20 protein-coding genes are annotated in these 19,954 nt (G+C 70.2%); 11 read left to right on the top strand and 9 right to left on the bottom strand.

Annotated elements, in window-relative coordinates; genetic code table 11:
* Positions 1 to 3 precede the first annotated feature (3 nt).
* Positions 4 to 963: a zinc-dependent alcohol dehydrogenase gene (locus tag BMX96_RS05735; RefSeq protein ID WP_236736977.1), complete on the bottom strand. Its 960-nt coding sequence runs from the start codon at positions 961 to 963 to the stop codon at positions 4 to 6.
* Complete coding sequence (gene ribA / locus BMX96_RS05730) at positions 960 to 2,099, bottom strand: GTP cyclohydrolase II (protein ID WP_330220631.1); 1,140 nt, start codon at positions 2,097 to 2,099, stop codon at positions 960 to 962. The genes BMX96_RS05735 and ribA overlap by 4 nt, the downstream gene beginning before the upstream one ends.
* Before the next feature lie 141 nt (positions 2,100 to 2,240).
* Between ribA and BMX96_RS05725 the strand changes: the two genes are divergently transcribed.
* Positions 2,241 to 2,996, top strand: coding sequence for an FkbM family methyltransferase (locus BMX96_RS05725; RefSeq protein ID WP_236736976.1), 756 nt, complete (start codon positions 2,241 to 2,243; stop codon positions 2,994 to 2,996).
* A 6-nt stretch (positions 2,997 to 3,002) separates the two neighbouring features.
* Here the strand turns inward: BMX96_RS05725 and BMX96_RS05720 are convergent, their stop codons facing one another.
* Positions 3,003 to 3,788, bottom strand: coding sequence for an inositol monophosphatase family protein (locus BMX96_RS05720; protein ID WP_091844638.1), 786 nt, complete (start codon positions 3,786 to 3,788; stop codon positions 3,003 to 3,005).
* On the bottom strand, positions 3,785 to 4,849 hold the full coding sequence (locus BMX96_RS05715) for a glycosyltransferase family 4 protein (protein WP_091844637.1): 1,065 nt from the start codon (positions 4,847 to 4,849) through the stop codon (positions 3,785 to 3,787). The genes BMX96_RS05720 and BMX96_RS05715 overlap by 4 nt, the downstream gene beginning before the upstream one ends.
* 345 nt (positions 4,850 to 5,194) lie before the next feature.
* On the opposite strand from BMX96_RS05715, the gene BMX96_RS05710 reads away from it, so the two are divergent.
* The 4 genes from BMX96_RS05710 to BMX96_RS05695 are packed head-to-tail and all read left to right on the top strand — an operon-like array spanning position 5,195 to position 8,921.
* Positions 5,195 to 5,968: an ATP-binding cassette domain-containing protein gene (locus BMX96_RS05710; RefSeq protein WP_073130252.1), complete on the top strand. Its 774-nt coding sequence runs from the start codon at positions 5,195 to 5,197 to the stop codon at positions 5,966 to 5,968.
* Positions 5,969 to 5,999: 31 nt separating this feature from the next.
* Positions 6,000 to 6,986, top strand: a complete 987-nt coding sequence (locus tag BMX96_RS05705) for an autoinducer 2 ABC transporter substrate-binding protein (RefSeq protein ID WP_073130247.1) — start codon at positions 6,000 to 6,002, stop codon at positions 6,984 to 6,986.
* 28 nt (positions 6,987 to 7,014) lie between these two features.
* Positions 7,015 to 7,956: an ABC transporter permease gene (locus tag BMX96_RS05700; RefSeq protein WP_175481666.1), complete on the top strand. Its 942-nt coding sequence runs from the start codon at positions 7,015 to 7,017 to the stop codon at positions 7,954 to 7,956.
* The gene (locus tag BMX96_RS05695) at positions 7,953 to 8,921 is read left to right on the top strand and encodes an ABC transporter permease (protein ID WP_091844635.1); all 969 of its coding nucleotides are present in this window, start codon (positions 7,953 to 7,955) and stop codon (positions 8,919 to 8,921) included. The genes BMX96_RS05700 and BMX96_RS05695 overlap by 4 nt, the downstream gene beginning before the upstream one ends.
* Here the strand turns inward: BMX96_RS05695 and BMX96_RS05690 are convergent, their stop codons facing one another.
* From BMX96_RS05690 to BMX96_RS05670, 5 genes are all read right to left on the bottom strand, one after another.
* The gene (locus tag BMX96_RS05690; protein WP_091844634.1) at positions 8,922 to 9,923 is read right to left on the bottom strand and encodes an SIS domain-containing protein; all 1,002 of its coding nucleotides are present in this window, start codon (positions 9,921 to 9,923) and stop codon (positions 8,922 to 8,924) included. It abuts the gene before it with no gap.
* A complete protein-coding gene (locus tag BMX96_RS05685; RefSeq protein ID WP_091844633.1) occupies positions 9,920 to 10,879 on the bottom strand; it encodes an eIF2B alpha/beta/delta subunit family protein in 960 nt (319 codons plus the stop codon). Before BMX96_RS05685 ends, BMX96_RS05690 begins: the two co-directional genes overlap by 4 nt.
* Positions 10,872 to 11,804 (bottom strand): carbohydrate kinase family protein, encoded by a 933-nt coding sequence (locus BMX96_RS05680; RefSeq protein WP_091844632.1) that lies wholly within the window; start codon positions 11,802 to 11,804, stop codon positions 10,872 to 10,874. The genes BMX96_RS05685 and BMX96_RS05680 overlap by 8 nt, the downstream gene beginning before the upstream one ends.
* 1 nt (position 11,805) lies before the next feature.
* Entirely contained in the window at positions 11,806 to 12,960 is a 1,155-nt protein-coding gene (locus BMX96_RS05675; RefSeq protein ID WP_330220630.1) for a PfkB family carbohydrate kinase, read from the bottom strand.
* 142 nt (positions 12,961 to 13,102) lie between these two features.
* Positions 13,103 to 13,825 carry a DUF4386 domain-containing protein gene (locus BMX96_RS05670; protein ID WP_091844630.1) on the bottom strand — a complete coding sequence of 241 codons (723 nt, stop codon included), beginning with the start codon at positions 13,823 to 13,825 and terminating at the stop codon, positions 13,103 to 13,105.
* A 100-nt stretch (positions 13,826 to 13,925) separates the two neighbouring features.
* Between BMX96_RS05670 and BMX96_RS05665 the strand changes: the two genes are divergently transcribed.
* From BMX96_RS05665 to BMX96_RS05640, 6 genes are all read left to right on the top strand, one after another.
* Positions 13,926 to 14,813: a LysR family transcriptional regulator gene (locus BMX96_RS05665; RefSeq protein ID WP_236736975.1), complete on the top strand. Its 888-nt coding sequence runs from the start codon at positions 13,926 to 13,928 to the stop codon at positions 14,811 to 14,813.
* Between the two features lie 197 nt (positions 14,814 to 15,010).
* Entirely contained in the window at positions 15,011 to 15,925 is a 915-nt protein-coding gene (locus BMX96_RS05660) for a metal ABC transporter solute-binding protein, Zn/Mn family (protein ID WP_236736974.1), read from the top strand.
* Between the two features lie 11 nt (positions 15,926 to 15,936).
* Positions 15,937 to 16,761, top strand: coding sequence for a metal ABC transporter ATP-binding protein (locus BMX96_RS05655; protein WP_091844627.1), 825 nt, complete (start codon positions 15,937 to 15,939; stop codon positions 16,759 to 16,761).
* Positions 16,761 to 17,975, top strand: coding sequence for a metal ABC transporter permease (locus BMX96_RS05650; RefSeq protein WP_091844626.1), 1,215 nt, complete (start codon positions 16,761 to 16,763; stop codon positions 17,973 to 17,975). The genes BMX96_RS05655 and BMX96_RS05650 overlap by 1 nt, the downstream gene beginning before the upstream one ends.
* The gene (locus BMX96_RS05645; RefSeq protein ID WP_091844625.1) at positions 17,975 to 18,907 is read left to right on the top strand and encodes a metal ABC transporter permease; all 933 of its coding nucleotides are present in this window, start codon (positions 17,975 to 17,977) and stop codon (positions 18,905 to 18,907) included. Before BMX96_RS05650 ends, BMX96_RS05645 begins: the two co-directional genes overlap by 1 nt.
* A 118-nt stretch (positions 18,908 to 19,025) precedes the next feature.
* Positions 19,026 to 19,949 (top strand): SMP-30/gluconolactonase/LRE family protein, encoded by a 924-nt coding sequence (locus tag BMX96_RS05640; protein WP_091844624.1) that lies wholly within the window; start codon positions 19,026 to 19,028, stop codon positions 19,947 to 19,949.
* The last annotated feature ends 5 nt before the right edge of the window (positions 19,950 to 19,954 follow it).

The following is a 19,954-nucleotide window of genomic DNA, read 5'->3' as shown; positions in this document are numbered from 1 at the left end:
TCCTTAAATTGGGTCGTAACGGACGCGGTGGCACAGGGTCGCGGGGTCGCCCAGGATCGCGCCATACCGTTCGGGCAGGTCGGCGAAGGCCGTCTCGCCCGAGATGAGGATATCGAGCCGCGGATCGCGCAGAAGGTTCAGCGCCATGCCCAGGCGGCGGGCGTAGTCCCAGCGCGCGCGCCGGTGCGGGGGCACCTGCCCGACCTGCGAGCCGATGATCCGCAGGCGGCGGCTGTGGAACGCGCCGCCCAGCGGGGCGGCGACCGTGCCGCTGCCGTACCAGCTGGCCTCGACCACGGCGGCCTCGACCCCCGCGCAGTCGATGGCAGAGGCCAGCCCGTCGGCGGTGGCCGAGGTGTGAATGACGACGTCGCAATCACGCGGGGCCGCCTCGGGGCTCGCGAAATCGCAGTCGAGCGTGCGGGCCGGCATCGCGCGGTCCGCGTTGACGTCGACCAGCGTGACCTCGGCCCCCGGAAGACGCGCGGCCAGGTAGCCTGTCAGCGTGCCGACCAGCCCGGCCCCGATCACGGCGATCCTGTCCCCGGCCCCCGCGCCGCTGTCCCACAGGATGTTCAGCGCGGTTTCCATGTTTGCGCCCAGCACGGCACGGTCGGCGGGCAGCCCGTCGGGCAGGGGCGTCAGCGCCTCGGCGGGCAGGCGGAATTGCGTCTGGTGCGGGTAGAGCGCGAAGACTTCCTGACCCTCGCGCGGACCTTCGAGCACGCGGCCCACGGCGGCGTAGCCGTATTTGACCGGGAAGGGGAAATCGCCTTCTTGTGCGGGCGCGCGCATGCGCCCCGCCTCGCTGTCGGGAACGCGGCCCTCGAAGACGAGCCGCTCGGTCCCGCGGCTGATCCCGGAATAAAGCGATCCGACCGCGATGCCGTCGCCCACCGCGCCCGCGCGCGCACTGACGACGCCCGGTGCGTCGCACCACAGCGCGGTGGCGTGCATGTTCATGGCAGCAGGTGCCCCGACCGGGCCGCCTTCGTCGCCAGGTAGTGCGCGTTCAGCGCCGAGCGTCCGACCTGCAAAGGCACGCGCTCGACCACGTCGATGCCGTGCTCGGTCAGGCGGGCGATCTTGGCGGGGTTGTTGGTCATCAGCCGCACGCGCGAGATGCCAAGGGCGTGCAGCATCTGCGCGCCGATGCGGAAGTCGCGCTGGTCGTCGTCGAAGCCCAGCCACTGGTTCGCGTCGACGGTGTCCAGCCCGGCATCCTGCAGGTTATAGGCTCGCATCTTGTTGGCCAGGCCGATGCCGCGTCCCTCCTGGTCGAGATACAGCAGCACGCCGCCCGCGGAGTCGCCCATCGTGGTCATGGCTGCCCGCAACTGCGGGCCGCAATCGCACTTGCGGCTGCCCAGCACGTCGCCGGTGAAACAGGCCGAGTGCAGGCGCACGAGGACGGGCTGCGAGAAATCCGGCTGTCCGACCTCGACGGCCGAGTGTTCGCGTCCGCCACCCTCGGCCCGGAAGACATGGACGCGGCCGGTCTCGGAGCTGTCGGTGGGCAGGGGCGCCGCGCTGACGCGGCCGTGCGAGGCCGACGTCCCGAGCGCGGCAAGGATGTCACCCGCGGCGATGGTCAGAAGGCCAAGCCGCGTGGCCTCGGCACGCCCGGCGCCCAGCGGCACCACGACGGCCGCCGGGAGCAGTTCCTCGGCCTTGGCCAGCCCCACGGCGGCGGCGTGCAGGTCCGAGCCGGGCTCGGCCGCCGCGGGCGGCACGGGCGTGACGGGCGCCAGGGTGGCCATGCCGCCCGCCATGGTGCGGATGGCTGCCGCGGTGCCGACGCGGGCCAGCGGCAGCCGCATGATGCTGCCGGTGCCCGGCGCGGGATGCGCGCCCAGGGCCACGGCGCGGTGATCGGTCAGCGCCAGCTCGACCGGGCCGAGCGACGACAGGGCGGCCAGGCGCGCGTCCGACAAGGGCTCGACCAGCGCGACAAGCGCAGAGCGCGCGCCGTCGGTCACCACGACCGGCAGGCCCATGCGCAGGTCGCCGCGCGCCCGCGCCAGTTTCTCGGTCCCGCGCGGGGCGAGAGCCGCGATGCCGGTGTCGTCATCCGCGGCGGGGTGTCTGAAGATCTGCAAGGCCGTGGTCCAATCGCTACTCAAGCTGGAAGATCAACTTAGGCGGGCTGGGACCAAGGCAAGCTGCGCGACGCGTTTCCGCCGGCCCGCGGGGTGAGGCCACTGGACGCAGGGCGGGGCGCGCTAAATGCCCCTCAACCAATGATTCATCGCAAAGGCGCCCCGATGCAGCACTGGCTGGGCTTTCTGAGGTCGTTCCTGATCTATCACAACCCCGTGACGATTGCGGCCTGGCGGCGGTTCTATCGCGGCGTTTTGACGCCGGGGGATCTGGTCTTCGACGTGGGCGCGCACATGGGAACGCGGGCCCGGGCCATGCGGGCGGCGGGCGCCCGGGTCGTCGCCTTCGAGCCGCAGGCCCCTTTCGCCGGGTTCCTGCGCCGCACCCTGCCGCGCGACATCACCCTGGTCGAGGCCGCGATCGGCGCCGAGGAGACCGTGGCCGAGATGGCCGTGTCGTCGCGCCACCCGACCGTGTCGTCGCTGGCCACCGGCTTCGTCGGCGGCGCGTCGCAGGCGCACGGGTTCGAGCATGTCAGCTGGGACAGGCGCCAGCAGGTGCAGATGGTGACGCTGGACGGCCTGATCGCGCGTCACGGGATGCCGTCCTACGTGAAGATCGACGTCGAGGGCTTCGAGATCGAGGTCCTGTCGGGCCTGTCGCAGCCGTTGCCGATGCTGTCGGTCGAATACCTGCCCGCCTTCCCCAAGCTCACCGTCGGCGTGATCGACCGGCTGTGCGCGCTGGGCGACTATCGCTTCAACCCCGTGCAGGGCGAGACGGGCGCGTTCCTCTGGCCCGATTGGCGCGATGCCGATGCCGCGAAGGCCTGGCTGGCCGGTCTGCCCGAGGACGCGGAGTCCGGCGATCTTTTCGCCCGGGTCGCGTCGCACTAGTGGCAGTCACCCCCCGCGGATGATCCGGGCGAAAGGCGTGAACAGGTCCGGGCCGGCGGCGATGACGTCACCCGTCGTCTCGGGCGGGCCGTCTGGCGTCCAGCTCTCGACCCGCGCCCCGGCGGCCCGCAGCAGGACAATCCCGGCCGCGATGTCCCATGGCTGCAACCGCCGTTCCCAGAACCCGTCCAGCCGCCCGGCCGCCACGTAGGCGAGGTCCAGCGCCGCCGCGCCGAACCGGCGCACCCCGGCGCAATGCGGGGCGATCCGGGCGATGTCTGCCGCGTGGTCGTCGATATGGGGCATGTCACCGAAGGGGATGCCGGTCCCGAACAGCGCCGCGGTCATGTCGCCACCCGGGGACGGCGCGATGGGGGCACCGTTCAGGGTGGCGGGACCGTCGCGGGTGGCGGCGAAGGTCTCGCCGCGCAGCGGGTCATGCACGACGCCGAGCGCGAGGCCGCCGTCATCCTCCAGCGCGATGGACACCGCGAAATGGCCCAGCCCGTGCAGGAAGTTCGTCGTGCCATCCAGCGGGTCGACGATCCAGCGGCGCGGGGCGGGCGCGCCGGCGCCGGTTTCCTCGCCCAGCCAGCCGTCCCTGGGGCGGGCGGCCTGCAACCGGTCGCGCAGGTGCCGCTCGGACGCGAGATCGGCCTGCGATACGAAATCGCCGGCCCGCTTGGATTGCGGCTGCAAGGTCGCGCGGTTCTGCCAGTGATGGCGCAGGATGTCCCCCGCTTCGCGCGCAAGCTCCACGGCCAGCGCAAGGTCTTCCTCCCGTCCGCTCATGCCGCCCGCCCCGTCACGCGGTCGAGAACGGCCAGCAGTCCCCGCCCGGTGTCGTCCCAGCTGGGAAGGTCACGGGCGGCGCTGCGCGCGGCCCCGGTGGCACCCGCATGGGCCACGGGATCGCTCAACAGGCCGCGCAGCGCGGTCGCGAAGGCGGCAGGGTCGTCGGGCGGCACCAGCCGGCCCGCACCAGGCGGCACGGTGCCCGGCACCGCGCCCGCCATGGTCGCGACGATGGGCAGACCGCTCAGCAGCGCCTCGTCGAAGACGATCCCGTACCCCTCGTACCGGGTGGCCAGCGCGAACAGATGGGCCCGGTCGTAGAGATCGCGCAGCCGGTCGTCGGGGACCCGGCCCGCGATCTCGACCCGGCCGGTCAGCCCCGCGCCGGCGATGCGGTCGCGCAGCCGGGTTTCGAAGCCGTCCTGCCAGGGCGCGCCGACGATCACCGCGTGCCACTTCAGATCACCAAGCATCGCCAGCGCGTCGACAAGCGTGTCGTGACCCTTGCGCGGGTGCAGCAGCCCCACGGACAGGATCAGCGGCGGGTCGTCCTTCGCCCTTTCGGTCGACGGCCGCGGCTCACCGCTGCGGCCCGGGCGCAGGACGGTCACGTCATTCTCTGCAACGCCGTAATCGGCCAGCAGCACGTCGCGGATATGCGGGCTGGGGACGATCACATGCGCCGCGCGGGCGAGATTGCGCCGCTCCTGCGCGGCAAGGCGCGCGGCGGTCTCGGGGGGCAGGTAGCTTTCGTGGGCCAGCGGATGATGGACCAAGGCCACGATGGGCGCCGCGATCCGCGCGACCGCGGCGTCGGGCAGGGCGCCGAAGGCCAGACCGTCGATGATGACGACCTCGTTGCCGGGCAGGGCGGCCAGCATGTCGGCCGCCCGCGCCATCTCGGTGTCGGTCGGGAAGGGGAAATCGCCCGGCAGGACCACGGGGCGCATGCCGTGCCCGGCGCGGCGCACGGCCTCGATCAGGCTGCGGTCGTAGTGGTATCCGCCGGTGGTGGCGTTCAGGTCGCCGGGAACGGCAAAGGCCGCGTCATGGGGCAAGATATTTCTCCCTGGATCGCTTGGAAGGCTTAGGGCGCGGCAGGGGCCGGGCAATGGGCGCGCGTGCGGTGGCGTGCGGGCCACGCCTGTTTTCGCGGCACGGATGCGCGAAATTGCGTCAGCCGCTTCGGAGTCGGGGTGGCTTGGGTGTCGTCGCGGCGAATTTCGCGCGGCCGATCCAGGCGGTTTTCGCCCGTTTCTCGGCCTGCCGGGCCCCGCGCCGCGGGACGCCGAAACCGCAGAAAGGATTTGACACGGCGGCGTCGCTGCGATGACAGTGCGGAAAGTGAAACGTTTCAATTCACGCCGAACACCACGGACTGCCCCAACCCGGAGCGACCTGACATGACCGAGACGCTGAAGCTGTCGATGGAGGGAATCGTCAAACGGTTCGGCGGCGTCGTGGCCCTGGACCACGTCGACTTCGAGCTGCGCCGGGGCGAGGTCATGGCGCTGGTGGGCGACAACGGGGCCGGCAAGTCGACGCTGATCAAGACGCTGGCCGGCGCTCACATGGCCGACGAGGGCGTCATGCGGCTGGACGGTGAGCCGGTGCGCTTCACCTCGCCGCAGGATGCCTGGTCGCGCGGCGTCGCCACGATCTTTCAGGAACTGGCCCTGGCCGGGAAGATGACCATCGCCGACAATATTTTCCTCGGCCGCGAGATCACCCGCAGCGTGGCCGGCATCCCGTTCCTCGACCGCCGCGCCATGCATCGCCGCTCGCGCGAGCTGCTGGAAGAGCTCGACGTCCATGTGCCCGACATCCACACCTGGGTCGAATACCTCTCGGGCGGTCAGCGGCAAGGCGTCGCCATCGCAAGGGCGCTGAATATCGACGCCGACGTCATCGTCATGGACGAACCCACCGCCGCACTGGCCGTGGCCGAGGTCCGCAAGGTGCTGGAGTTCATCAAGACCCTGCGGCGCCAGGGCAAGTCCGTCATTCTCATCTCGCACAACGTGCAGGATGTGTTCGAGGTGTCCGACCGGATCACCGTGCTCAGGCGCGGTCAGCGGATCGGGCTGCTCGAAACCCAGAAAACCACCCCCGAAGAGGTGGTCGGCTACATCACCGGAGCGGCCGAGACCAAACGGCGCCCGGTTGCGGCCGGTTGAACCAAGACAAACCCATCACGGAGGTCTTTCCATGTCACTGACGAAATCACTGTCGCTGGGCGCCGCACTGGGGCTTGCCACCGCAATCCCCGCCGCCGCGCAGGACGACACCACGCAGATCGCGTTCATACCCCAGATCGCGGGCATTCCCTACTACGTCGCGATGGAGGAGGGCGCGCAGCGCGCGGCCGAGGAACTGGGCGTCGAGTACGTCCAGGAAGGTCCGACCAGCACCAACGCGGCGGACCAGCTGCGCATCTTCGAAAGCTTCGTGAACCAGGGCTTCGACGTCATCGCGATCTCGCCCCTGGACGAGGAAACCCTGAAGCCCGCCATCGCGCGCGCGCTCGAGGCCGGGATCGTCGTGCTGACCTCGGACGCGGACGCGCCGGGCAGCGACCGGCAGTTCTTCGTCGCGCAGGCCCTGGACCAGGACCTGGGCTACACCCTGCTGGATGAGGCGGTCGAGCGCATCGGCGAAAGCGGCAAGATCGCGATCGTGTCTGACTCGCCCACCATCCAGTCGATGCAGAACTGGATCGCCGCCATCGAGGAACGCGCGGCCGAGGCCTATCCCGAGATCGAGATCGTGTCGGTCGACCACACCGACGGCACGGCGCAGCGGGCCTACCAGTTCGCCACCGACGCCATGACGCGGAACCCCGACCTGAAGGCGGTCCTGGGCATGGCCTCGACCACCTGCCCGGGCATCGCCCAGGCGGTCGAGGCGGCCGGGCTGGTGGGCGAGGTGCTGACCGCCGGCTATTGCTCGCCCAACACCGCGCGCGAATACATCAAGTCGGGCGCCATGCCCTTCTCGGTGCTGTGGAACCCGGCCGAGCTGGGCTACCTGACCGTCTGGGTCGGCGACCACTTGGTCGATGGCGGCGAGATCACCGAGGATTTCGAGGTCGACGGCTTGGAGCAGACCATCCAGTACCTGCCCGAGAACGACGTGATCCTGCTGGGACCGCCCGCCGTGTTCACCGAAGAGAATGTGGACGACTTTGACTTCTGAAGCCTCGGACGCGCGCAACCGCGCATCTGTGATCTCCCGGCCGATCCGCATCGGCCGGGAGGTGCTGTTGCTGATCGCGCTGGGCGTTCTCGTCGCGATCTTCGCCAGCCAATCCGAATTCTTCCTGTCCGAACGCAACCTGACCACGATCCTGCGCAACTCGGTCGATCTGGCCGTAATCTGCGCCGGGATGACCATCGTCATCATCCTGGGCGGGATCGACGTGAGCGTGGGCGGCATCGTCGCGGTGTCGGCGGTGCTGATCGGACGGGCCTATCAATACGACATGCCCGACATGGTCGTGGTGCCCATCGGCCTGGCTGCTGGGGCGGCGCTGGGCGCCATGAACGGCGCCATCATCGCCAAGTCGCGCGTGCCGCCCATCGTGGCAACGCTAGGCACCATGTACATCTTCATCGCCGTCCTGTTCCTGGTGATCGGCGGCGTCTGGATCAGCGGCCTGCCCAACACCCTGTCCTTCCTTGTGCTCGGCGAGTTCTTAGGTCTGCCCTCGGGTCTGTTCGTGATCGGCGCGATCTACGGGCTGTCGTGGCTCATGCTGCGGCGCACGCCGTGGGGCCAGCGGGTGGTGGCCATCGGCTGTGACGAGCATGCGGCGCGGCTGGTGGGCATCCGGGTGGACCGCACCAAGATCCAGGCCTACGCGCTTCTGGGGCTTTTCGCCGGGCTGGCGGCGGTCCTCTACGTCGCGCGGCTGCGCAATGTCGAGGTGAACATCGGCACCAACATCGCGCTCGAGGCCATCGCGGCCACGATCCTCGGCGGCGCCAACATCCGGGGCGGCATCGGCAGCCTGCTGGGCACGCTGATGGGCGTGCTGTTCATCAAGATGACCCAGAACGGGCTGGTACTGATCGGGGTGTCGTCGCTGTGGGAAACCGTGGTGATCGGTGGCCTTCTGATCGTGGTCCTCGTGCTGGACGCGCTGGAAACCCGGAGGACGTCATGAAGGATCCGCTGACGCAACGCATGGTGTTCCTCACCGGGCTGCTGGTGCTTGCCGGAGTGGCCGGGGCGCTGCTGTCGCCGCATTTCCTCCAGGGCTCCACCGTGGGTTACCTGCTGCAATACGTGCCGGTCCTGGGCGTGCTGGGCATGGCGCAGACGCTGGTGATGCTGTCGGGCGGCCCCGGCATCGACCTGTCGGTCGGCGCCACCATGTCGCTGGTGGGCCTTGCCATCGCCGCGATGTTCGGCGCCGGGGTGCCGCTGCTGCTGGCTTGCGCCGTGGGCCTTGTGATCGGCGGCCTGCTGGGCGCGGTGAACGCCGTGCTGGTCTGCGTGCTGAAGGTGCCGTCGCTCATGGGCACACTCGCCACCTTCTTCGCCTATTCGGGCCTGGCGCTGGCGCTGACCGGCGGCGCGCCCATCGGGGGCATCCCCGACTGGTTCGCGGGTCTGGCGCAGGGCCGGTTCCTGGGCATCCCCGTTCACATGTGGGTGGTCTTCGTCCCGCTGGCCGTGGTGCTGCACGTGATGCTGTCGCGCACCCGGATCGGCAGCCATATCTACGCCGCCGGCAACGACGAACGCGCCGCGTTCCTGTCGGGGGTGAAGGTCTGGAGGCTGCGCTTCGGGCTTTACTGCCTCAGCGGGGTCATCGCCGGGCTGGCCGCGATCATGACCCTGTCGTGGTTCCAGGCCGCGCGACCCGACGCGGGCGAGGGGATGGAGCTTCTGTCGGTGACCGTCGCCGTGCTGGGCGGCGCGCATATCTTCGGCGGGATCGGCCGGATCTCGGGCACCGTGCTCGCGGTGCTGATCGTCACCACGCTCCAGGTCGCGCTGCAGCTCGCCAACATCTCGCAGGCGTGGCAGCTGGCGGCGATCGGGGTGCTGCTGATCGGCAGCGTCATGGCCGACAACGCGGTGGGCGATCGTCTGCGCGCGGCGGCCCGCCGGGCCGCCTCCTGATCACGGGGCGGTCCAGCCGAACCAGTCCTTCTGCACCGCATCCGCACCCGACCCGTTCGCCGGGTCGGTGACATTCAGGCCGCGCGCCTGCGCCACCGCCAGGCACAGCGCTTGGCAGGTCAGCGCGGCATCGAAAGCCGCGCCCAGCGTGCCCAGCGGCGCGTCGAACCCGGCCAGCTGATGCCCGACGCCCAGCTGGTCCAAACCGTCGCGCAGCGACAGGGTGCGCGCGTCTCCGGCCGCGTCGGCGCCGCACAGGGTGGCGTGATCGCCGGGGCGCAGCATGAACTGGGCGCCGTGGGCGAAGTTCTCGGACTCGAAGGCGAAGGCCGTCAGACCGCCCGCTTCGTGCATCTTGGCCGCGCCGTACTCGGCCGACCCCAGGGCCGCACCGCTGCCCAGGAAGAAGAACCGGCCGTCGGAGGCCATGCCCGTCGCCGCAGCGTCCGCGGCCGCGTGTGCGCACGGGGTTCGGCCGTGGAACAGCGTCGCGATGGCATCGGGGTCCGGATCGTCCATCAGCGATGCCAGCGCCAGCAGCGTCACGTGGTAGTCCAGCCCGTGGGGGATCGCCCGGCTCACCGGCGTGTAGGGCAGCGCGACCACATCGTCCGCAGCCTTGCCCAGGGCGCTGTCCGGCCTGAGCGTGATCGCGATGGTGCGGGCGCCGCGTGCGCTGGCGGCGCTCAGGGCTTCGACGGTGCGACGCGTGCCGCCCGACAGGCTGATGGCGATGACCGTGTCGCCCGCCGCGATGGGCGCGTCCCACAGCATCTCGGCCGCCGAGGCCGGGCGGATATCGATCCCTGTCCTGCGGGCGTGGTGGGCGATGGCCCGCGCGGCGAACAGGCTGTCGCCGCAGCCGCCGACCCAGACGGGCCGCGTCCGGTCCAGCGCGATGCGGGACGCCGTGCCGACAAGCGCGCGCGCCGCCTCGGCCAGTATGTTGGGTTGTTCGTCCAGTTCGCGCGCCATCAGCGCGTGGCTTTCGGAGGCGTTCATGGCTGGATCTCCCCGTTGCCCCGGTGCCGGTCTACCGCGCCCCCTAGGTCAGCCGGGCGGACCGGGCCGATTTCGGTCAGGATCGACGTCACCAGGGTTGGCGGCACGATCTCGAGCTCGGGGGCCGCGGTCGTGGCCGTCTCGCCCGGTTTCAGAAGGAAGTCATAGCGGCGAAGCGGCGGCGCCGGCAGTTCGTCCCGTGTCCGGTCGCCCACCTTGAAAAGGTCCGCGGCGCCGTGCACGGGGATGCCGTTCGCCATTGCCGCCCGCGCCGCGGGAGTCGAGCCGACGGTGTTGCTGATACCGCCGTCGCGCGTGACGCTTTCGGCGCCCAGCAGCACCGCGTCGGACAGCGTCACCGCGTAGTCCAGCGCGGCGTCGGGCAGGAAGGCGATCTCGACCCCCAGGTCGGACAGCGCCGTCATGTAGCGCCGGCCGCCGTCGATGGCGCGGCTTTCGGGGATGATGATCCGGTCCAGGCCGGGACCGTTCGCCAGCGCGCGAACGAGGTCGGCCACGGTGCTGGAATAATCGAAGATCAGCGGCGCGCGCGTTCCGGCCAAGGCGGTGACACCCGCCTCGATCAGGGCGCGGCGGCGCGCTGCGGCGGCGCCCTCCCATTCGGCGGCGCGGTCGGACAGCAGGCGCGCGGCGTCCCGTGGGTCCAGCTCGGACGCGCCGGCCGTCTGCCAGCGCAGCGCGTTGGCGACGATGGGCGCGCCCTGGCCTCGGGTCCGCGCGATGAACTCGGCCAGCGCCAGCGCCTCGTCCCGCGCGGTCGGTCGGTCTGCGGCGGCCAGCCGGGCGACCAGTGGCAGGGCCAGCGTCACGTGGTTGGACGCGCCCAGCGTGCCCTCGTCCACGATGTCCAGAAGACCCTGCATGGTGGTCTCGTCGGGGGCGGGCCAGCCGCGCTCGGTCATCTCGGCTGCGAAATCGAACCGTTTCTCAGGCATGGGTGTCCTTCGGTGTTCGGGCGTCAAGAAAGGCCCCGACCTCGGAGCGGTCGGGCAGCCCGGTCTGCGCGCCGTAGGCCCGGACCGACAGCGCGGCCGCGGCGTTGGCGAAGCGCAGGGCCGTTGCGTCGTCTGCCCCGTCCAGCCGCGCGGTCAGGAAGGCGCCGGCGAAGGCATCGCCCGCGCCCGATGTGTCGGTCACGGGGACGGTGTGGCCGGGCAGGCGGGCGACCTCGCGTCCGCCGCGTTCCACCCGCGCGCCCGCGTCGCCCATGGTCGTCACGACGGTCCGGTCAGCGCGGTCGCCCACCGGGCCGATGGCGGCCTCGACGGCCGGGCGGCTCTGCGCGCTCAGGAACAGCAGGTCCACGGCCTCCACCAGCGCGCGCACCGACCCGCCCGAACTGTCCAGGTCCGCCGCCTCGAGATCCAGCGACACCGTGGCGCCGGCAGCGCGCGCCAGCTCGATCGCACGCAGCGCCAGGTCATGGCGGGTGAAGGTCATGTGCAGGTGGGCGATCCCGTCGAAGGCTTTCGGGGTCAGGTCCTCGGGCCGGGGCAGGTAGGCCGGGCTCAGCGCCTTCACCAGCGACTTCTCGCCCCGGTCGTCCACCATGATGACGCAGAAGAACGTGGCCGCGCCCGGTCGCACCGCAAGGTGGTCGAGATCCAGACGCTCCCGCTCCAGTGCCGCGCGCGCCTCGGCGCCCATCGCGTCGTCGCCAACGGCGGCCAGCAGCCGGGTCGGCATGCCCAGGCGCCGGGCCGCGACGGCGACGTTGGCGGCCATGCCGCCGGGGCATTGCAGCACCCGTTCGCCGTCGACCTTCTGATCGGGCCCCGGCGGCTTCGGCACCCGCAGGATGATGTCCATGTCCATGTCGCCCACGCACAACAGGCGGGGCGCGCCCGATACGTCGGTCATGTCAGCGCTCAGCCCCCGCGGTCTCGGTGGTCGTATCGGCCACGCCCAGGGACGCGGCGGTCGGGATGCGGCCTTGCGCCCCCATGGATTCCAGCGACAGGCTGGCGCCGCGCGTCGCCAGCTCCAGCGCCCGGGGCGCGTCGCCGCTGGACAGCCAGGCGGCCAGGAAGATGCCCGTGAAGGCGTCGCCCGCGCCGGTGGCATCCACCATGTCGATGCCGGGGGCGGGACAATGCAACGGGGTCTCGCCGGGGCGGTAGAGCGTCGCGCCCGCCGCGCCGTCGGTGATGAGAAGCGCCTTGCAGCGCGCATCGTCGGAAAGGCCGAACAGCCGCTCGGGCGCGTCGGCCGCCTCGGGCACCGCCGGGGCGAAGGCGTCCAGGGTTTCGCGGTTCAGGACCAGCAGGTCGAAGGTCCCGAGCAGCCCGGCCATGTCGTCGCGGCCGCGCCGCGTCTCGGGCAGGCCCGCGCCATGCAGCGCCATGCGGAAGCCCGCCGCGTGCAGGTCGGCCGCGACCTCTTCCGCCGCGCCCAGATGGAAGCCGTCGAAATGGACGCAGGCCGGCGCGGTCGCCCCGTCGTGGACGGTCAGGCGGCGTGCCAGCAGCTCGGCCGGGATGTTGAGGGGCTCGTTCACGATGGTGCGGCGGCCGCCATCCTCGACCAGCACGATGCAGCGCGACAGGCGGGTGCCCGGCTCCTGCAATGCGCCGCTCGCATCCACGCCGCGGGCGGCCAATTCTTCCAGCGCCCAGACGCTGTCGGGGTCGTGGCCAAGGCGCGTCACCAGCTCGACCGACAGGTCCAGCGGCGCGCCGAGTCCGGCGGCGAAGGCGGCGACGTTGGCGGCCGGGCCGCCCAGCATCTTGTCGATGGAGTGTGACGTGGTGCGGGCGCCGGGAGACGGCACCTCGCCGATCCGCACCATGTAATCGATCGAGATATAGCCGACGCAGATCAGCCGGGGCCGGTCGGGGCGGGCGGATACCTCGTTCCGGGGGCGCCGGGCGATCAACGATCGCGCCAGGCTGTTGGGCCGGTAGTCCAGCGTCTCGACGGCGTCGAGCACGGCCTTGCGCGCCGCGCTCGAGACGCCCTTGCTGTCGTTCAGGACATGGGACACCGTTCCCACCGACACGGCGGCCAGCCGCGCCACGTCCTTTATCGTGGCCCGACGGCTTCGTGCGTTGTCTTCCGGTGCCGCCACAGGTCCCCCGCGTCCGCTTCATTGAAACGTTTCACCGATCAGCGCCCACCTGTCAATGCGCTGTTCCGGCGCCGCCCGTGGCGACCGGGTGTCAGGCGGCGACGGCGCCCGTTCGCGACGGGCGGGGGCCGCGCAGCAGAAGCAGCAGCGCAAAGCCCAGCTCGGAGACCGTCACCACCAGCAGCAGCGCGACCTTCACGGCGGCCAGCCAGCCGGCCTCGGGCAGGGCGAACATCTGCACGCTGTCCACCAGGTATCCGGTGCCGCCGACGATCAGTCCAAGTCCCAGCAGCCGGGGATAAAGGCCCGAGCGCATCACCAGCGTGCCCAGCAGCCACAGGTGCAGCCAGAAGAAGACCTGCCAGATCCACACGCCCGCGTCGTGGACATGGCGCATGAGCCCCGCAAGCTCGACCCTCTGCGCCATGCTGAAACTGTCCAGCGGCACGGTGCCGTCGGCCAGCGCCAGCGACGCGGCGTGGAAGAACAGCATCGCCGCCATCACGGCGACCATCATCATCCGCGCGAAGGCCGCCGCCAGCGACAGCGTCGGGTTCACGGTGCGGAACATGAAGAACAGCATGGCCGAAACCATCACCTCGGCGGTCATCATCACCACGTCGCCGACCAGCCCCGCGTGAAACAGGCCGCGGCGCTCGGCGATGTTGGCGAAGGTGGCCGCCGGGTCGCCGGGCACGTTCAGCAGGCCGGGGACATAGAGGATGGCGAACCCGCCGGCGACGGCGATCACGAGATACAGCGCGCCGGTCACGCGAGCGTAGGCGCGGGAGGTTGGATCCTGGAAAGCGTGCATGGCGGGCCTCCTTTCAGTGTGAGCGATATTGAAGGGTGTCTAATGCTCTGCGAAGATGCAGGGAATTGACCGGAATTGCCGAGCTGATATGCGTATTCGCATGGATTGGCGCAGCGTCACCTTCGATTGGAACCGGGCCCGCGCCTTCCTGGTGACGGCCGAGGAAGGGTCCCTGTCCGCCGCCGCCCGGGCGTTGAAACTGGCGCAGCCCACGCTGGGCCGCCAGGTCGAGGCGCTGGAGGCCGAGCTTGGCGTCGCGCTGTTCGAACGGACGGGCCGGGGCCTGCGGCTGACACCGGCGGGTCACGAGCTGCTCGATCATGCGCGTGTCATGGGCGAGGGGGCGCGCGCCCTGTCGCGTGCGGCCTGGGGTCAGACCGAGGCGATCGAAGGCGACGTGGCGATCTCGGCCTCGGACGCCTACGCGGGGTATCTCCTGCCCCCGATCCTCGAGCGGCTGCACCGGTCCGAGCCGCGAATCCGCGTCGAGATCGTCGTCTCGAACGACCTGTCGGACCTGTCGCGCCGCGAGGCCGACATCGCGGTGCGCAACGTTCGCCCGTCCGAGCCCGACCTGATCGCCCGGCGCGTGCGCGACGCGCAGGCCCGGCTGTTCGCGGCGCCGGCCTATCTCGACCGGCTGGGGCGTCCGGCGGATGCGGCCGGCTTCTCGGCGGCGGAATTCATCGAGATCGACGCGGCTGGAAGCCTGATGGGATTGCTGAATGCGCGCGGCTTTCCCCTTACGCCGGAGAACTTTCCGTACCGCTGCCGCAACTTCACGGTGATGTGGGAAATGGTACGCCGCGGTTTGGGGCTCGGCATCCTCGACGACCGGATCGGCGATTCCGATCCGCAAGTCGAACGCGCGGTGCCTGGTTTCGCGCCGATCGACTTTCCTGTCTGGATCGTCGCCCACCGCGACATCGCACGCTCCCGTCGCCTGCGGGTGGTGTTCGACGCGCTGGTCGAAGGCTTCGGCGGCTGAGAGCGGCCAGGTCGCCGGATGTCCGGTAATCCGACCAGCCGAGTGCGCCCGTTTGTTGCGAATGCTTCGCAGGTGCATTGACGTGACCGCCGCCCGACACTAGCTCTTGCAATAGGGCAGTCGGATCGTCGGCTGCGATGAAGCGGGAGCTACCGATGATCCTTGGCAGGAGAGCCTTTCTGGCACTCGTCACGGCCATGGGCCTTGCGCAGGCCGCTGGCATGGCCGCCGCGCAGGAGCGTCTGTCGGTCGTCGCCACGACCGGCATGATCGCCGATGCCGCGCGCGAAGTCGGGGGCGACCTGGTCGACGTGCGGGCCCTGATGGGGCCAGGTGTCGATCCGCACGCCTATCGCCAGACCCGCAGCGACATCGTGGCGCTGGCCAATGCCGACCTCGTGCTGTGGAACGGTCTCTATCTCGAGGCGCAGATGGAGGAGTTCCTGCTCGAACTGGGCCGGGACCAGCCGGTGGTCGCGGTGGCCGAGGGCGTTCCCGCGGACCGGCTGATCGGCAGTGCGGATTACGACGGCCGCTATGATCCGCACCTGTGGATGACGCCCGAGCTGTGGTCGCGCGTGGTGGAAACCGTGCGCGATGCCCTGATCGAGGTGCGCCCCGAGGGCGCGGACACCTTCACCGCCAATGCCGAAGACTACCTGTCCGAGCTGTCCGACCTGGCCGACTATACCGCCGAGGCCCTGTCGTCGGTGCCCGCGGACCGCCGCGTGCTGGTCACGGCGCACGATGCCTTCGGCTATTTCGGCGCGGCCTATGACTTCGAGGTCATCGGCATCCAGGGCATCTCGACAGAAAGCGAGGCGGGGTTGCGCCGTGTCTCGGACCTGGTCGACCTGCTGGTCGAGCGCGACATCGGCGCCGTTTTCGTCGAGACCTCGGTCAGCGACCGCAACATCCGCGCCCTGATCGAAGGCGCCGCCGCCGAGGGGCACGAGGTCGCCATCGGGGGCGAGCTCTATTCCGACGCCATGGGTGAACCGGGCACCTACCGCGGAACCTATATCGGCATGATCGACTCGAACGCGACGACCATCGCCCGGGCGCTGGGCGGCGAGGCGCCCGAGGCCGGGATGCGGGACCTGCTGAACTGATGGCCTCCCCGATGACCCCTGGCCACCAGCCCACCATCGCAGCCGAAAACGGACGGGCCGCCCGGCCTGTCGCCGTGCCCTCGGGCGCGCCACTGGCGGTCCGCGGCCTGACCGTGTCGTATGGCGAGAAGCCTGCCGTCTTTTCGGTCGACGCGACCTTCCCGGCGGAATCCATGTCGGCGATCATCGGCCCCAACGGTGCCGGGAAATCGACGCTGCTGAAGGCGTCGCTGGGCGTGATCCCGCTCCTGTCCGGCGATGTCTACGTCTTCGGCCAGGCCATCGAGAAGGCCCGCGAGCGGATTGCCTATGTTCCCCAGCGCGCCAGCGTCGATTGGGACTTCCCGACCACCGTGATGGATGTCGTGCAGATGGGGCTGTATCGCAGGGTCGGGCTGCTGGGCCGGCTCTCGGGCAGGATGACGGCCCGCGCGCGGGATTGTCTTGACCGCGTCGGCATGGCGGATTTCGCCCATCGCCAGATCGGCCAGCTGTCGGGCGGCCAGCAACAGCGCGTGTTCCTGGCGCGCGCGCTGGCGCAGGACGCGGATCTCTACCTGCTGGACGAGCCTTTCGCGGGCGTGGATGCCGCGACCGAGCGCGCGATCATCGACGTGCTGAAGACGCTGAAGGCCGAGGGCAAGGCCGTGGTCGCCGTCCACCACGACCTGTCGACCGTCCGCGACTATTTCGACCACGTTTTCCTCATCAACGTGCGACGCATTGCCGAGGGGCCTGTCGCCACGGCTTTCACGACCGGGAACCTTCAGGCGACCTATGGCGGGCGGCTGGCTGCCACCCACCTCGACGAGCTGTCGCCGACCGGCGGGGCGTGATGCAGACGTTCCTCGACGCGCTGTTCCTGCAGGCGGGCTATAACGCCGCGCTGGTGTCGATCGGGGCTGCGCTGCTGGGCTTTGCCGCCGGATCGGCCGGGACGTTCCTGTTTCTCAGGAAACGCGCGCTGGTCTCGGATGCCGTGGCCCACGCGACCCTTCCCGGCGTCGGGATCGCCTTCATCGTCATGGTCTGGCTCGGCGGGGACGGGCGCAGCCTGCTGGGCCTGCTGGCGGGTTCGGCGCTGACGGCGTGGATCGGGCTCTTGTTGATCGAATGGATCACCCGGCGCACCCGGCTGGCCGAGGATGCGGCCATCGGCGCGGTGCTGGGCGTGTTCTTCGGGCTGGGTGTGGTTCTTCTGACCGTCGTGCAAAGCATGAGCGCGGGCCGGCAGGCGGGGCTGGAAACCTTCCTGCTGGGCTCGACCGCCGGGATGCTGTTCGAGGACGCGGTGGTGATCGCTGTGGGCGGATCGCTGACGGTGCTGGCCACCTGGCTTCTGCGCCGCCCGATGACGCTGGTGGCCTTCGACAGCGAATACGCCGCCGCCATGGGATACGATGTGCGGCGGATCGATCTTTTGATGATGGGCCTCGTCATGGCCGTGACGGTGATCGGCCTGAAACTGGTCGGACTGATCCTGATCGTCGCCATGCTGATCATTCCCGCCGTGACCGCCCGTTTCTGGACCGACCGGTCGCACCGCGTGATCTGGATCGCCGGGGCGGCGGGCGGCGCCTCGGGATACCTGGGGGCCGTGATCTCGGCCTCGGCCCCGTCGATGCCCACCGGTCCGATCATCGTGCTGGTCGCCGCGGCGATCTTCGTCGTGTCGCTGTTCTTCGCTCCCGGTCGCGGTGTGCTGGCCGCCGTGATGCGGCACCGCCGGTTCCAGGCGCGGGTGCACCGTCGGCAGGGGCTTCTGGCCCTGGCGGCGCAGCACCCGATCCGCGAAGCCTATACCGTGCGGCTTCTCGCGCGCGAGGGGCTGGTGCGCCCCGACGGCGTGCCGACCGATGCGGGCCGCGCGCAGGCCGCCAAGGTCGCCCGTGACGAACGCCGCTGGGACGTGGCGCGCGAGGTGCACCAGGATGCCGGGCTGACGGGCCGCTACGACGGGCTGACCCCCATCGAAGAGGTCTTCACCCGTGACGAGATCGACGAGTTCGACCGACGGCTCGGCCCGCCCATGGGCCTGGGGGACGTGTGATGGGGGCCGAGTTCGTCCAGTTCTCGCTGACGCCGATCCTGATCGGGATCTTCGCGGCCATCGCCTGCGCGCTGCCCGGAAACTTCCTGATCCTGCGGCGCCAGGCCCTGATCGGTGACGCCATCAGCCACGTTGTCCTGCCCGGCATCGTGGTGGCGTTCCTGCTGACCGGGATGGTCGCCGCGATACCGATGATGATTGGCGCGGCGGGCGCGGCCATTCTGGCCGTCATCCTGATCGAAGCGGTGAAGCGCCTGGGCCAGATCGAGCCGGGCGCGGCCATGGGCGTGGTCTTCACCACCATGTTCGCGGCCGGGGTGCTGATCCTCGAGCAGACCGACACCAGCCAGGTTCACCTGGATGTCGAGCACGCGCTGATGGGCAATCTCGAGTCGCTGATCTGGTTTCGGGCCGATGGGTGGGGCTCGCTCCTCGATCCGGCGGCGCTGGCTTCCCTGCCGGACGAGCTGCCGCGCATCGCGCTGGTCTGTGCGCTGGTGGTCGTGCTGACGCTGGTCTTCTGGCGCTGGCTGAAGATCGCGACCTTCGACGAGGGTTTCGCGCAGGCGCTGGGCATCCCGGCGGCGGCGGTGGGCTTCGGCCTGATGGTCACCGCGGCCGTGGCCGCCGTCGCGGCCTTCGACGCGGTGGGCTCGATCATCGTGATCGCCATGTTCATCTGCCCGCCCGCCGCCGCGCGGCTGATGACCAACCGGCTGGCGCACCAGGTCTGGTGGTCGGTCGCCTTCGCCACGCTGTCGGCCATCCTGGGCTATGTCTTCGCGGGCTACGGGCCGCTTTGGTTCGGGGCGCAGAACGCGGTGAGCGCGGCCGGAATGATCGCGACCGTGTCCGGCGTCATTTTGGGGCTCGCCTGTCTCTTCGGTCCGCACCGGAGCCGTGTGGGCGCAGGTCGGGACGAGGCCGCCTGATCGGAACGGCAGCGCCACCCGGCCGTTGACCGCCAGGGGTGGGGGAGATCGCCTGCCGCTGCCCGAAGGGCCGATCCGTAGCCAGGATCAGCCGCATCGAGCCAAGGAAGGTAAACGCATGTACGGAGAGATCGAAGGCACCGGGTTCGAGACCATCGACCCTGATTTCGAGTCCTGCCTGATCGGCCACGCGCGGGTCGAGAGGCTGTGGACCGGAGCGCGCTGGTCGGAAGGTCCGGTCTGGTTCGCCGCCGGGCGCTACCTGCTATGGTCCGACATTCCCAACAACCGCATCCTGCGCTGGGACGACACCGACGGCAGGGTCTCCGTCTTTCGCGAGCCGTCGCGCAATGCCAACGGGCACACGGTCGACCGGCAGGGCCGGCTGGTGTCCTGCGAGCACCTGTCGCGGCGGGTCACCCGCACCGAGCATGACGGCCGCGTAAGCGTCATCGCCGACCGCTACGAGGGCAAGCGCCTGAACTCGCCCAATGACGTGGTGGTGAAATCGGACGGCTCCATCTGGTTCAGTGATCCCAGCTACGGGATCCTGATGGATTACGAGGGCGCCCGCGCCGAAAGCGAGATCGGCGCATGCCACGTCTATCGCGTGGCGCCGGACGGCCGGATCAGCATCGCCGCCGACGACTACATGAAGCCCAACGGGCTGGCCTTCTCGCCCGACGAAAGCGTGCTCTACATCGCCGATACCGGCGTGACCCACACGCCGGGCGGACCCAAGCACATCCGCCGTCACGCGGTGGCCGAGGATGGCACCCTGTCGGGGGGAGAGGTTTTCGCCGAATGCACCGCCGGGTTCTTCGACGGCTTCCGCGTGGATCGCGATGGCCGAATCTGGACCTCGGCCGCCGACGGGGTGCATTGCTACGCGCCCGATGGCCGGTTGCTGGGCAAGATCCGCATCCCGGAGCTGGTGGCCAATGTCTGCTTCGGTGGCGCCAAGCTGAACCGGCTGTTCATCTGCGGGACCACGTCGCTCTACTCGGTGTTCCTGAACGTGAACGGCGTGTCACCGGTCTGAGGTCG

Origin of the sequence: Palleronia pelagia (assembly GCF_900110115.1) — a bacterium.
Taxonomy (GTDB): domain Bacteria; phylum Pseudomonadota; class Alphaproteobacteria; order Rhodobacterales; family Rhodobacteraceae; genus Palleronia; species Palleronia pelagia.
Note: the sequence above shows the minus strand (reverse complement) of the source record. Positions and strands in the feature narration are given on the sequence as shown.

Excerpts from the sequence above, each read along its gene's own strand:
- BMX96_RS05670 (WP_091844630.1), bottom strand. The coding sequence starts at position 13,825 with ATGCACGCTTTCCAGGATCCAACCTCCCGCGCCTACGCTCGCGTGACC.
- BMX96_RS05720 (WP_091844638.1), bottom strand. The coding sequence starts at position 3,788 with ATGAGCGGACGGGAGGAAGACCTTGCGCTGGCCGTGGAGCTTGCGCGC.
- BMX96_RS05650 (WP_091844626.1), top strand. The coding sequence starts at position 16,761 with ATGCAGACGTTCCTCGACGCGCTGTTCCTGCAGGCGGGCTATAACGCC.
- BMX96_RS05645 (WP_091844625.1), top strand. The coding sequence starts at position 17,975 with ATGGGGGCCGAGTTCGTCCAGTTCTCGCTGACGCCGATCCTGATCGGG.
- BMX96_RS05735 (WP_236736977.1), bottom strand. The coding sequence starts at position 963 with ATGAACATGCACGCCACCGCGCTGTGGTGCGACGCACCGGGCGTCGTC.
- BMX96_RS05665 (WP_236736975.1), top strand. The coding sequence starts at position 13,926 with ATGGATTGGCGCAGCGTCACCTTCGATTGGAACCGGGCCCGCGCCTTC.
- BMX96_RS05685 (WP_091844633.1), bottom strand. The coding sequence starts at position 10,879 with ATGCCTGAGAAACGGTTCGATTTCGCAGCCGAGATGACCGAGCGCGGC.
- BMX96_RS05690 (WP_091844634.1), bottom strand. The coding sequence starts at position 9,923 with ATGAACGCCTCCGAAAGCCACGCGCTGATGGCGCGCGAACTGGACGAA.
- BMX96_RS05695 (WP_091844635.1), top strand. The coding sequence starts at position 7,953 with ATGAAGGATCCGCTGACGCAACGCATGGTGTTCCTCACCGGGCTGCTG.
- BMX96_RS05705 (WP_073130247.1), top strand. The coding sequence starts at position 6,000 with ATGTCACTGACGAAATCACTGTCGCTGGGCGCCGCACTGGGGCTTGCC.
- BMX96_RS05725 (WP_236736976.1), top strand. The coding sequence starts at position 2,241 with ATGATTCATCGCAAAGGCGCCCCGATGCAGCACTGGCTGGGCTTTCTG.
- BMX96_RS05660 (WP_236736974.1), top strand. The coding sequence starts at position 15,011 with ATGGGCCTTGCGCAGGCCGCTGGCATGGCCGCCGCGCAGGAGCGTCTG.
- BMX96_RS05710 (WP_073130252.1), top strand. The coding sequence starts at position 5,195 with ATGACCGAGACGCTGAAGCTGTCGATGGAGGGAATCGTCAAACGGTTC.
- BMX96_RS05655 (WP_091844627.1), top strand. The coding sequence starts at position 15,937 with ATGACCCCTGGCCACCAGCCCACCATCGCAGCCGAAAACGGACGGGCC.
- BMX96_RS05680 (WP_091844632.1), bottom strand. The coding sequence starts at position 11,804 with ATGACCGACGTATCGGGCGCGCCCCGCCTGTTGTGCGTGGGCGACATG.
- BMX96_RS05640 (WP_091844624.1), top strand. The coding sequence starts at position 19,026 with ATGTACGGAGAGATCGAAGGCACCGGGTTCGAGACCATCGACCCTGAT.